Source organism: Paenibacillus sp. AR247 (assembly GCF_002968895.1).
GTDB classification, from domain to species: domain Bacteria; phylum Bacillota; class Bacilli; order Paenibacillales; family Paenibacillaceae; genus Paenibacillus_AQ; species Paenibacillus_AQ favisporus.
The window spans coordinates 644,555-657,282 of the sequence record NZ_PCZT01000009.1 but is presented as its reverse complement, the minus strand read 5'-3'; the positions used below and the strand labels follow the sequence as shown (position 1 = coordinate 657,282).

The following is a 12,728-nucleotide window of genomic DNA, read 5'->3' as shown; positions in this document are numbered from 1 at the left end:
TAGACCAACGGTTTAGAAATAGAGGGCTTACCGGGTATTCGGATTTGCGCTGTCCTTGCACCTCCGGCAAAATTTCATTGACGATGGATTGAACGTTACTCATATACGATTTCTCTCCTTTTCAACTGAATATCTGCAGTGTTGTCGTTTCTGCTTACTTAAACTTACGTACTTACTAATTAAATATAATTAAATATATGATTTAACTTGGATATAGTCAAATCAAAATCTTTAATGGATGATTAGGTATATTTGCAGAATGACCATGGCTGCAAGCAGGGTTTAGAGACGAATAAAGAGAATACTAGATGCATCTCTTAGAGTGAGAACGGTTACGGTGAACCGGCAATTTTGCATGAAGAACAGTTTTAGTCTACGAATGTATCGAAAAACCAAAAAGTGACAATTCGAACGAGAAGAAAGGTGGCAGAAAATGAATCAGAACGATCAAACCCCCCGGTTAGTCGAGTGGCATTCTATATTGGAAGCGGTTTCTAACCGATTTATTCCGGAAAATGAGTGGCCGTCTGCGGCCAGCGGAGGCGCACTAGTCTATATGGAACGTAGGGCAAATGAGGATCCTTCAGCTTGGAACAAGCTGATCGAACCCGGCCTCCGCGCACTCGAGTCGGAAGGGTTGGCCCGGTATGGGCACGCATTTTCAGAACTGTCCGAGGAACAACAGGATGGATTGCTGCAGGATGTCCAGCATGACCGCGTCCGCGATTGGCCTGTTTCGTCCGCAATGTTCTTCAACGCATTGTTGGAGCTTGTCGTCGAAGGCTACTATGGAAATCCTGAATCCGGCGGGAATCGCGGGGGTAAATCATGGGAAATGATCGGTTTTCGGCCGGGTCCGGTATCCGGCGAACAGGGACCGCCAGTCGAAGCCGATTTACCTTTACGAACACTCGATCAGCTACAAGACCGCTACGATGCCGTCGTTATCGGAGCCGGAGCGGGCGGATCGGTAGCGGCGGCGGTGCTGGCTGAGTCGGGTATGCGCGTTCTCGTCATCGAACGCGGCCGTTGGCTTCGGTATGACCAGGTAGGCCGGGACCATTTGCGCAACCACCGGCTGAGCAAATTCGGCCACAACACCGGGCCTGATCTGGAGGGCAGTCCGCGTACGTTCAACCGGGCTTAGTGGCGGACAGCATCAGGCAGGCACGCTTCGGATGGGGGATAATCCCGCCACTTCGGTCACCGATCCGACGGGACGCGTACACGGTTACGACAACCTGTGGGTGAGCGACGGATCCGTGCATGTAACCAACGGGGGAGTGAACCCGGTACTGACGATTCTAGCCTTGTCATTCCGGACTTCGGAAAACATCGTGAAGCATGGCTAAAACGGTTATCAGCAGTAAATACCAGAATGTTAGTGAGATAACCCTCCATCAATTGTCGTGAGGAAAGTTCGGTTATAACCTTTTATTACCATTTGATTGTGGTAGGATGAATGTATGTGGAATCGAAATGATACCTCACGCACACTACCTTTCTGAAAGGAAGCACATCGGATGAAGCTGGTTATCACAGGAGCCACGGGAAACTTAGGCGGGCTCGTCATAGGCCATTTACTGAAAAAGATTCCGGGAAGCCAGATCATTGCAGTCGTTCGAAAACTGGATAAAGCTGCTTCGCTAACGGAGGCAGGGCTGGAAGTCCGCCAAGGCGATTACAACGATCCGGGAACGCTTCGCGCAGCCTTTGAAGGCGGGACCAAACTGCTATTTGTATCCAGTCCGGATACCGATGATCCACTGCGGATCGTTCAGCATGCCAATGTAATCAAAGCCGCCAGAGATGCGGGGATCAGGCATATTGCCTACACTAGCTTTGCTTTTGCCGAGGAAAATCCGTTTGCACTCGTTCATATGGCCACCGAATATGCCATCCGCGCGACCCGTATTCCATATACCTTTTTGCGAAATGGCGGATATGCGGAGTTTTTCATCAATGCCCACCTTCAAGCAAATGTAGAACGCGGGGCGATCGTCACCAACACGGGCACAGGGAGAGTGAATGCGGTCAGCCGCAGCGATCTGGCACTTGCTGCCGCGACGGTACTGACCGGGGAAGGACACGATAACAAGCAATACACGCTGGTTTCCGATCGTCCATGGAGTTTCGATGAGTTGGCGGAAGTTCTCTCCGAAGTTTCAGGTAAGCACATCATCCATCAAAAGGTTTCTTTCGACGAAGAGAAGGCTATGCTTGTTCAAGCAGGCTTATCGGAATCTTTAGCTCAAACGACGGCCTTTATCTATAACACTGTTGCAGAAGGAACTATGGAGAAAACGACCGGCGATTTACATCAATTGATCGGACATCAGACGACGCTCAAAGAACTTGTTACAAAAGTTTTGCATGCCTAAGTCAAACTAGTAGACAGCCGATTGAGGTACACATGTCCATAAAGACTGCTGGGTCCTAGGTAACGCTCAGTAAATAAGTAGAAGAAGAAGGGCAAAAGGTGAGGGTTCACCTGATGCTCTTCTTTTGTTGCGTCCGATAGTTCCCCTTACATGACAACCGCGTAAGTTTGGTGTAAGAAAGAACCCTAGGAGAAGTATGAATCTTGGGATAAACTTGCATGAGATATCCACTCATTTCGCGATAGGGAGCAGAATTTATGGCAAAGATTCGCAAGGTTATCCTGATCATCACCATCCTTTATACAGTCCTCATTTTGTATTTTATGTTTTTTGCGTTTGGCAGAATCGGGGCATCGCACCAGATTACAGAGTACGAATTTATTTTTACGCCCCTTGATTTTTATCATGTACCGGATTTGCCTGATTTGTTTCGATTTTCCTTAATGGCTCTGTTTGGTTTTGGCAACTTCGCTGCATTTATTCCTTTTGGCTTTTTGATTCCGATGTTGTTTCCCATGCGCTACGTTCGATTTATTACTTTGTTCTTTTTGTCCATCATGGTGGTCGAAACGGTACAGATGCTTACTTATCTGGGCAGCGGCGATATCAACGACGCGATTCAAAATTCAATAGGTGCTTCCATCGGATACGCGGCTTACAAATTAGGATCAAACGCAAAAACGATGATGAAGCAGCTTGTGATTTCCGGATTTTCTGCATTGTTCATTTTCGCTGTCGTATGGGGCTGCTGCGAAGTTATCGAAACGGCGCTGACAAAAAAGAAGGACCGTTCGTTGCAATCAACGAAGTGAAGGACGCCAGTGGAAATACAGTTCAACACACAGCACCATATCGTTTTGAGTTGGGCGGCGAACAGGTGCTGCCTCAGTACAATGTGTTCAGTTTGTGGAAGAGATATCATCCTCTGCTTCAAGTATGGAGCAACGGGTAAGCTGGGGGGAACGCTTGCGATTTCGGTCGATGGGCAGCAGCTCCTGCTGACAGAAGCACCAACCTATCAANAGGGAGCTGCTGAAACGTACGAAATTCCAAATTGAGAAAGCGAATAAACTTACGATCACCATTGAGGGGAATGCGAGATTGTGGGATCTCGGTTACAGGGAAATGAAGTATTTCTGGAATTAGTGCTTGCTGATGTGCGAAATAGAAGTCATTTATGTTTAATAATATAAATCATTAATCTGATTAATTATATAGAACAGGGAGTGTCCTAAATTAGGATATTCCCTGTTTTTTTGCTGTAATTGGTGGTTTTCCGTCCTTCCGCACACGGCAAAAATGCCTGAATACATTGGAAAATTTTATTGACAATCGTCATTAAATATTGTTTCATTTTATTAAACTAAGTTGAATTTCATTCTATTTAGGAGATCAATGTGATGGAATTGGGGAGTAAGATCCGAAAAATTCGCAAGGACCAAAATCGGACCCTGGACGAAATCGCCCATGCCTGCGGCTTTACCAAAAGCCTGCTGTCCAAAATCGAAAACGGAAAAACGGTGCCGCCCATCGGCACGCTGATCAAAATCGCCGAGGCGCTTGGAACTAAAATATCTATTTTGCTTGATGACAACGACCAAAACGGGACGGTGTATACCACAATGACGGGGACCCTTGATAAGATGGTCACGTCGGAGAAAGGATATTCGTTTTCGGCCATCGCGGCCGAGCGGCCCGAGAAGCTGATGCAGCCTTTTTATTTTGTAGCGAAGAAAGGGAAAACGGAGAAGCGAACGGTCTCCCATGTCGGGCAGGAATTCATTTATGTGCTCGAAGGGACCATGATTTATTATGTCGGCCAGGAAGCTTATACACTGCATGCCGGCGACAGCCTGTATTTCGACTCCTACGAAAATCATAAATATACGCCCATCACGGATGAAGTAAAGTACTTGTCGGTTTTCTGTTCGGATTCCAAAGCTTGAGTCCGTCTAACCGACAATGCTCGGTAAGTGGATTTCTGTCCTTGTTGTAACATGCTCATACAGGATTCTTGTAAACGGTTGGCAGCGCCATAACCTTCAATTTACTTGAAACCCGGATGGGCATTTTTTTATACCATTCATACGCAGGGGGGGATTGGATATGCTGAACGTCTTAGTCGTTGACGACGAGCCGAAGCACAGACAAGGGTTGTCGCGGATGCTGAAAAATCTGAGGCCGGAGTATCACATCTTTAATGCCAGGGATGGTGCGGAAGCGCTGGAAAGGATGGAGACCCATCCGATCGATCTGGTATTTACCGATATCCAGATGCCGATCATGGACGGCCTTGAATTCGTGGAACGTTTGACCCGCCGTGGGGGGAGCGAAAGCGTGGTGATTTTGAGCGCCTACTCGGATTTCGCCTATGCACAGCGAGCGCTGCAGCTTGGGGCAAGCGATTACCTGCTCAAGCCAGTGGAAGCTCAGAAGGTTACGCCTCTCCTTCAGAAAGCCGAACATAAGGCGGGAGCCCTGCGTGAGGCGACCATCGAATCGGCTTTGTCCGAACTGCTCGAGGGAAGTCCTGCCGAAACAGACATCACTTTGCTGCAGAGGTCCTTTTCAGGCTGGAGACGCGGAATCTCGCTGGGTGCCGTGATCCACACAAGCGGTGCGGACCGGAAGCGGATGCTGTCCCAGCTTAAACGCATGCTTGACCACATCATGGAAGAAGCCGGTCTTGCCCATGTTTTTTACGTTACGGATCAATGGTTGACGGGGGTGATCCTTAGCGCCGATGTATCTTTTGACGTTACCTATGCGCTTGAAGCGCAACTGCAGGAACTGATCGATCATTTTCGGAATGACCATGGTCGGGAACTAACATTTGGCTTAGGCAAGTATTTTACGGAGTGGGGGCAAGGAGTACATTCTTCTAATCAGCAGGCGCGCTTTGCACTTCAAAGCTTATTTTACGACGGGCCGGGAAAATTGTATAAGTCTGACCAACAGAGCCCTAAAGACCCGTCCGCGATCATCCATTTGGATGCAGGCAAACTGGCCAAAGCGATTCTATCCGGCAAAAAGGATGACATTCATTCGTGTCTGAAGACAGAACTGGAGCGTACATTGGCCCAGGGATATCCCGATCCCTCCAGGTTGAAGTATTCCGTCGCCGCCTCGATTCACCATGTCACTTCAATTTTGAGCGAAAAGGGACTTTCTCATCTCCCCAATGCCGCTTTTGATGGAGCACTGATGCGCTGCAGCCGCATGGACGAATTACGGAAGACAGCTCTCCAGTGGGTTCTAGAGATGGCGGAACATATAGACCAACGTAGACAGTGTAAAAGTGAGACCGTGGTTGACAGCTGCAAAGCCTATATTGAAGCCAACTATGGTGAGGAGGATTTGTCCCTGAGCACACTGGCCGTGAAGTTTCATTTTAACCCTTCGTATTTTTGTATTCTGTTTAAAAACCACACCCGTATGACCATCCACCAATACATCACCCACATCCGAATGAGGGCGGCGGCCAGCCAGCTGCTGCAAACCTCCCAGAAAGTTTATCAAGTGGCCGAGAACGTGGGCTACAGGGACGTGAAATATTTTATCCGTCTGTTTCGCAAGGAGTACGGCACAAGCCCGGATGAATACCGCCATTTATCCGCTACCCGCATATAAGGAAGGGATGTTCATTGAGAAGCCGCCGATTGATGCCGCGATTTCAGGATCTGAGCTATCGAACGAAACTGATGTTGTCCTATGCCCTCATCGTAACGATTCCCCTAACGATACTTAGCTATAGATATTTTGTGTCGAGCAGCGGGTTTATTTCCGACTTTGCCAGACAGAATTTGTACTCCATTGTGAAGCAGAACAACGAAATTATGGACGCCGAGCTCGCCAGGGTCGAAGACAGCAGCCTCGCTTTGATCGCGGAGCAGGTTCTGTACGAACAATACCTCACTGCGGATCCGAAAGACGAATACCAAATGATCACGATGGAGAAAAAGGTAAGCCGGGCGCTGAATACATATTTTCCAGACTTGAAGCACATGTACTCCATCCACTTAATCACCAGCTATTCAGACATCGGGCCTACCGGTGCTACCGCCTTTATCCCTTATGAAGGGTTTAACCAAACAGCCCTGTATCAGGCTGCCGTACAAGCGGATGGGGGAATGGCTTGGGTCCCGACGTTTTCGTTTGGTGACATGTTTCATCGGGATGCCGGGTCTCCCGTGCCCTCCGAGAACGTTCAGCTTCTGGCCGGCGTCCGATTGCTGAAATTGTTTCGGATCAATAACGGGGAGGTGATCGAGCTGCAGGGTGCAGCCGAGCTTCCCGTGCTGGTCATCACCTATCAGCCCGATTATTTCCGTTCCCGCTTCGCCAGCGTGCTCCCATCTACCGGGGCTTCTTTTTTTATCATGAGCCGGGACGGTCAGAGGATAGCCGATTCGCAGGAAAAGGATTCCACGATGGATGAAACCTCATTGAAAAGAATGGCGGAGATGAAAAGCGGCACTCTCACGATCACAAGAAACGGTAAGCCGCTCATCGTATGCTTCGATACTTCCGATGTGACCGGCTGGATTTCCGGTGTCACGATCTCGCCGGAGGCGCTCGGCAGCGCCTTTTTGCCAGAGGTGAAGTCGTACACGTTCTATTTGACGCTGATCCTTCTGCTGGTCTCGCTTCTCTTGGCATTTTTTCTGGCCAACTCCATCACCAAGCCCATTCAACAGCTGCTTCGAGCGATCAAAAAAACGGGAGAAGGGGAATTCGATACCCGCATCCCGGTCAAATCCTATAACGAGATGGGGCTGCTCATCCACAAGTACAATCAAATGAATGTTAAAATCAACAACCTGATCGAAGAAAACTATAAGGTAAAGCTGAGAGAAAAAGAAACCCAAATTATGTCCCTGAACATTCAGCTGAATCCGCATTTTCTGTATAACACGCTCAACATCATGAATTGGACGGCACTCGAAAACGAGCAAAACGAATTGAGCGCCATGATCGTCAGCCTGTCTTCCATGCTGCAGTATACTTCTGCAAGCAATCAGGACATCGGCGATCTGGAGGAGGACCTGAATTGGTTGAAGCATTATTTTTCGATTACCGAGCAGCGGTTTGAAGGCAAATTCACGGTAACCTATGACATCTCGCCTGAGCTGTATTCCTACAAGGTCCCAAAGCTGTTCCTGCAGCCCTTTGTTGAGAACGCCATCGTTCATGGCTTCGCCCGCCTGCACAGCGGTGGACAGATTGTGATCCGGGGGCGGCTTATTGGGGATGAGCGAATTTTCATGGTGGAGGATAACGGAATCGGCATCCCGCATCACAAATTGGCTGGTTTGACACGGGAAGAGAGCCGCTCTATTGGCATCCGCAACGTTGATCAGCGAATCAAACTCATCTACGGTGATTCCTACGGTGTGACCGTAACCTCTGAAGAAGGCAGGGGAACGACCGTCATTATTAAATTGCCAGTATGAGCAACACATAAAAATTGTCCACCATTCCAAAAATGTTCGAATTTTTTTGAACCTCCGCTTTTTTACAATGAATTTACAAACATCAATTCCATGTGATTGGAGGGTAAAAGAATGAGAATTTCCAAATTTCTCGCTGGAGTTGCTTTACCCGCTCTACTCGCTGTAACCGTTCCCTTTCAGGTTGTTCCGGCAGCGGAGGATCAGCCCAAAGTGAAGGAGGGAGCAAGGAAGGGGGCAAAGGGGAAGAAAAAGTCACCCTAAAGTTTGCTTTCTGGGGAGACACGATCGAAAAGAAAACGGTCACGGATGCGCTCAAAAGCTTTGAGCAAAAGACCGGCATTCAAGTGGAGCCCATGCATATTCCTGCTGATTACCTAACCAAGCTGACGACGATGGTCGCAGGCAATGTCGCACCAGACCTCGGATATTTATCATCCGGAGCGGCACTAAGCTGGGGGAAAGACGGGAAGCTGCTGAACCTGGCTCCGCTGATCGAGGAGGACAAGGAATTCAAGAAGGAAGATTACCTGGATCAAGTATGGTATGAAATCGAACCGGGCAACACGATCGGCATGAGTACGGCTGTAGAAGGATACGGACTCATGTACAACAAGGATATGCTCCTTGAGGCGGGTGTCGAGCTTCCTCCCACGCAGGCAGATAAGGCATGGGACTGGGACACGTTCATTGAGTACGCAAAGAAGCTGACCCTGGACGATCAGGGACGAAACGCGCTCGACCCTAATTTTAATCCGAATAAGATCAAGCAGTTCGGCCTCCAATACGACCCGTACAACATGATGGCAGCGGTGGTCTCGAACGGCGGTAATTTCCTGACGGAAGACGGAAAAGGATTCGGGCTGGCAAAGCCGGAGGCGATCGATGCGATTCAAAAGCTGGCGGACTTGATGTATGTGCACCACGTATCGCCGACGCCACTGCAGACCAAGAGCCTTCCTGACATGGCGCTCCAGACCAAGAAGGTCGCCATGACCGTATCTGGCAACTGGGCGCTCCAGGCTTTTGCAGAACAGGATTTCAATCTTGGGGTCGGTGTCCTGCCTAAATTAATGAAGAGCAACACGCTTCTGGACGGCGCGCCGACGGTCATTTTCAAATCGACCAAGCATCCGAAAGAGGCATGGATGCTGTATAAGTACATGGCGGATCCGGAATCGGTGCTGCCGCTGATCGAAGGCGGCTTGTGGATGCCGCTCAAGAAAGAGTGGTATACGAATCCGGACCTCATCAATAAATGGGCGTCGGGGAACAAGGCTCACCCGGAGGGATACACAGATGCTTACATGAAACAGACGATTGAAAACGGCATACGGACCCCGGGCTTTGAAGTGAAGAACCTGGATAAAATCAATGCGCTGGTGACCCCTGCCCTTGACTTGGTATGGACCGGCAAGAAGTCAGCGGAGGAAGCACTGAAAGAGATCGAACCTAAAGTACAGCCGTTGATTGAAGGCTATTACGGCAAATAACCCCGTCCGAACGAACCGATCCAGAAAGGAGGGATTCCCATGCTGCACAAACGCCGTATCGCCGTGGCGGGCATTCTCTTCGCCCTGCCCAGCATCTTTGGGATTATGCTGTTTGTCGTTCTGCCCATGCTCACCAGCTTGTTGCTCAGCTTTACGGATTACCGGATCGTGAATACGCCCAAATTCATCGGGTTTACGAATTATAAGAGGCTTTTCGACGGAACGGATCCCTATTTTTACAATTCGCTGTGGGTGACCTTTAAATACGTTATTCTCCGCGTTCCGCTCGGACTGATCGTCTCATTTATCGCCGCTTTCCTGCTGAATATGGAATTTATCCGCGGCAAATCGGTCTTCCGCACGATCTTCTATTTGCCGGCGATCGTGCCGGCCGTCGCGTCCTCGATGATCTGGATCTGGCTGTTCAGCCCGGACCTCGGACTGTTCAACAGCTTCCTCGAAGCGCTGAATCTGCCCACCTTAAATTGGTTGTACTCTGAAAATACGGTGGTTCCTTCCATTGTGATCATGAGCCTGTGGGGGATGGGAAGCACGATCATTATTTTCCTGGCAGGACTCCAGGGTGTACCCAGATCCTTGTATGAAGCCGCCATCGTAGATGGTGCTGGTGCGGTCCGGAAATTCCGCCATATCACCATTCCGATGATGACGCCGATCATTTTCTTCAACCTGATCATGGGGTCGATCGGGGCTTTCCAAGTGTTCACGGAAGCCTTGATTATGACGCAGGGAGGACCGAATAACGCCAGCTTGTTCTACAACTACTACATTTACCGTCAGGCTTTTCAGTTCGGCGAAATGGGGCAGGCCTCAGCCATCGCCTGGATCCTCTTTATCATCATCCTGATCGTCACGGCGATCTTTTTCCGGACATCCAAGTCCTGGGTATTTTATGAAAGTGAGGTGTAGCGCCCATGAGGAAAAGCCGCCGGGTCTCGCAGATCATCGTATACGCCATTCTCATCCTGGGGAGTGTATTCTGTTTGCTGCCATTGTTCTGGTTAGTACGCAGCTCCATGATGTCGTCCATGCAGATATTCGAGATGCCGCCCAAATGGATTCCCTCGCCGTTCCGGTTTCAAAACTATACGGAGGCGCTGACGACCATCGATTTTCTCCGTTTTTTTCGGAACACCTTGACCATCACCGCCAGCTGCCTGATCGGAGCGCTCATCAGCAGCTCGCTCGGGGCATACAGCTACGCAAGGCTTGACTGGCCGGGGAAGAAGTTTTTCTTTGGATTGCTGCTTGCCAGCATGATGCTTCCCGGCGCGGTCACGCTGATCCCTACTTTTATCGGCTGGAGGCTTGCAGACCTGATTAACACTTACGTGCCATTGATATTGCCTGTTTGGTTTGGTTCCGCATTCGACATCTTTTTGCTGCGGCAGTTTTATGCCGGTATCCCGAGAGATCTCGATGAAGCGGCTTATGTGGATGGGGCTGGCCCCTGGACAATTTTCTGGCGGATCATCATTCCTTTATCCAAACCGCCTTTGATTGTCATCGGCTTATTCTCGTTCATGAATTCGTGGAACGATTTCATGGGACCGCTCGTGTACTTGAACGAAGAAAGCAAGTTTACGCTGGCGCTTGGGCTCCAAATGTTCCAGTCGCTTCACAGCGCGCAGTGGCATCTGCTTATGGCAGCCTCCACCGTGGTCATCCTGCCGGTCATTATCGTGTTTTTCATCGGCCAGCGGTATTTTATCGAGGGGATTACGCTGACTGGCATGAAGGGATAAGGAAGTAAATTTGCAGATTTTTGCAGCCGTCATTCAACAGGGTTGAATCTTGTTACATTAGATTGATTATGAAGAAACCATAGCATCTTTTGCTGCTGCGAGGATGAATAAGGAGCGTGAACCTAACATGGAAGCACAGCGCCTCACCAAGGTAAGGGAAGAGCTTGAGCTTCAAGGTATCGATGGAATTTTGATTTCCAGCCCGTATAACCGCAGATATATGACCGGATTTACGGGCACAGCCGGCTTTGTCGCTATAACGAAGAATCGTGCATGGCTGATCACCGACTTTCGTTACACCCGTCAAGCGGCGGAACAGGCCAAAGAATACCAGGTTGAACAGCATACGGGCCAGCCGCTCGAAATGATCCGGGAGAAGCTGGGTACTGCAGGGGTGCGGAAGCTCGGGTTTGAGCAAAATCATCTCACTTACGAGTCATATCAAACCTATATTGAAACCTTTCAGGGCTTTGAACTGATCCCGACGCAAAATATTGTGGAAAAGCTGCGTGGAATCAAAGATAAGCGGGAGCAGGAGCACATTCGAAAGGCGATCGAAATTACAGACTTGGCCTTTGAGCACATTCTGGGCTTCATGAAGCCGGGCGTTACCGAATTGGACGTTGCAACGGAGCTTGAATACTTTATGCGCAAAAACGGCGCTGTTTCGTCCGCATACCCGGCGATCGTAGCATCCGGCGTCCGTTCGGCGCTGCCGCATGGCCTGGCCAGTTCAAAGCCGCTGGGAATGAACGAATTTGTGACGCTCGATTTCGGAGCGAACTACGATGGATATTGTTCCGATCTGACGCGGACGGTTTTTATTGGTGATCCGACGGAGCGGCATCAGGAGATTTACCGGATTGTGCTTGAAGCCAATCGAAAGACCTTGGAAGGCTTAAAGCCGGGGATGACCGGAAAGGAAGGGGATGCTTTGGCTAGAGAGTGCATTGCCGGCTATGGGTATGGGGAGTATTTCGGACATGGGCTCGGTCATGCGTTTGGCCTGGAGATCCATGAACTGATGCGCTTTTCCGAAAAGACGGAGGATCGGCTGGAGCCCGGCATGGTTTTGACCGTTGAACCCGGTATCTATTTGCCCGACTTTGGAGGCGTCCGCATTGAGGATGACATTCTCGTGACGGACACCGGGATCGAAGTGCTGACGAAATCAAACAAAGAGCTGATTGTCCTATAAAACGAAAGAAGTGATTGCATCCATGCGTGATGAAACCGCAGAAGTCGTCATCATCGGGGGAGGGATCATCGGCATGTCCATTGCCTACTATACCGCGAAAGCCGGCATGGACGTTCTCGTCTTGGAACAGGGGGAAATCGCCGGCGGTACCTCTTCCAAATGCGACGGCAACATCCTCGCCATCGACAAGGATCCGGGCTTCGACAGCCAAATGTCGCTGAAGTCGCAGGAATTGGTCAAGGAGTGGGTACGGGATCTCGATGAGGAGTTCGAATACCGGGCTCCCGGAAGCATTCTGGTCTGTGAGTCGGACGAAGAGATGATCGCTGCCGAATCCTGGGTCGCACGCCAGCGTGAAGCCGGCCTGCCCTTCCGCATGCTTGATCAGAAGGATTTAAGGGACGAATGGCCTTACATGGCCGAAGACCTGCCAGGCGGAT

At 49.8% G+C, this 12,728-nt stretch carries 13 protein-coding genes; all 13 read left to right on the top strand.

Annotation, left to right across the window (positions count from 1 at the left end; genetic code table 11):
- Positions 1-433: 433 nt before the first annotated feature.
- Positions 434-1,147, top strand: coding sequence for a gluconate 2-dehydrogenase subunit 3 family protein (locus CPT76_RS37255; RefSeq protein WP_181152796.1), 714 nt, complete (start codon positions 434-436; stop codon positions 1,145-1,147).
- A 31-nt stretch (positions 1,148-1,178) separates the two neighbouring features.
- Entirely contained in the window at positions 1,179-1,352 is a 174-nt protein-coding gene (locus CPT76_RS11090) for a GMC oxidoreductase (RefSeq protein WP_146116219.1), read from the top strand.
- Between the two features lie 171 nt (positions 1,353-1,523).
- On the top strand, positions 1,524-2,381 hold the full coding sequence (locus CPT76_RS11085; RefSeq protein ID WP_105442962.1) for an SDR family oxidoreductase: 858 nt from the start codon (positions 1,524-1,526) through the stop codon (positions 2,379-2,381).
- 257 nt (positions 2,382-2,638) lie between these two features.
- Positions 2,639-3,193, top strand: coding sequence for a VanZ family protein (locus CPT76_RS11080; RefSeq protein WP_105442961.1), 555 nt, complete (start codon positions 2,639-2,641; stop codon positions 3,191-3,193).
- Positions 3,194-3,781: 588 nt separating this feature from the next.
- The gene (locus CPT76_RS11075; RefSeq protein WP_105442960.1) at positions 3,782-4,327 is read left to right on the top strand and encodes a helix-turn-helix domain-containing protein; all 546 of its coding nucleotides are present in this window, start codon (positions 3,782-3,784) and stop codon (positions 4,325-4,327) included.
- A 160-nt stretch (positions 4,328-4,487) separates the two neighbouring features.
- Positions 4,488-6,011 (top strand): response regulator transcription factor, encoded by a 1,524-nt coding sequence (locus CPT76_RS11070; protein WP_105442959.1) that lies wholly within the window; start codon positions 4,488-4,490, stop codon positions 6,009-6,011.
- Between the two features lie 32 nt (positions 6,012-6,043).
- Complete coding sequence (locus CPT76_RS11065) at positions 6,044-7,834, top strand: cache domain-containing sensor histidine kinase (protein ID WP_105442958.1); 1,791 nt, start codon at positions 6,044-6,046, stop codon at positions 7,832-7,834.
- A gap of 111 nt (positions 7,835-7,945) precedes the next feature.
- Positions 7,946-8,095 (top strand): hypothetical protein, encoded by a 150-nt coding sequence (locus CPT76_RS37250; protein ID WP_181152795.1) that lies wholly within the window; start codon positions 7,946-7,948, stop codon positions 8,093-8,095.
- A gap of 23 nt (positions 8,096-8,118) precedes the next feature.
- Positions 8,119-9,324 (top strand): ABC transporter substrate-binding protein, encoded by a 1,206-nt coding sequence (locus CPT76_RS11060; protein WP_258168622.1) that lies wholly within the window; start codon positions 8,119-8,121, stop codon positions 9,322-9,324.
- Between the two features lie 39 nt (positions 9,325-9,363).
- On the top strand, positions 9,364-10,254 hold the full coding sequence (locus CPT76_RS11055; protein WP_076165527.1) for a carbohydrate ABC transporter permease: 891 nt from the start codon (positions 9,364-9,366) through the stop codon (positions 10,252-10,254).
- Between the two features lie 5 nt (positions 10,255-10,259).
- Complete coding sequence (locus tag CPT76_RS11050; RefSeq protein ID WP_105442956.1) at positions 10,260-11,090, top strand: carbohydrate ABC transporter permease; 831 nt, start codon at positions 10,260-10,262, stop codon at positions 11,088-11,090.
- Between the two features lie 127 nt (positions 11,091-11,217).
- On the top strand, positions 11,218-12,288 hold the full coding sequence (locus CPT76_RS11045; protein WP_105442955.1) for a M24 family metallopeptidase: 1,071 nt from the start codon (positions 11,218-11,220) through the stop codon (positions 12,286-12,288).
- A 22-nt stretch (positions 12,289-12,310) separates the two neighbouring features.
- Positions 12,311-12,728, top strand: a 418-nt coding sequence (locus CPT76_RS11040; protein ID WP_146116293.1) for an NAD(P)/FAD-dependent oxidoreductase, incomplete at its 3' end; no start/stop codon positions are given.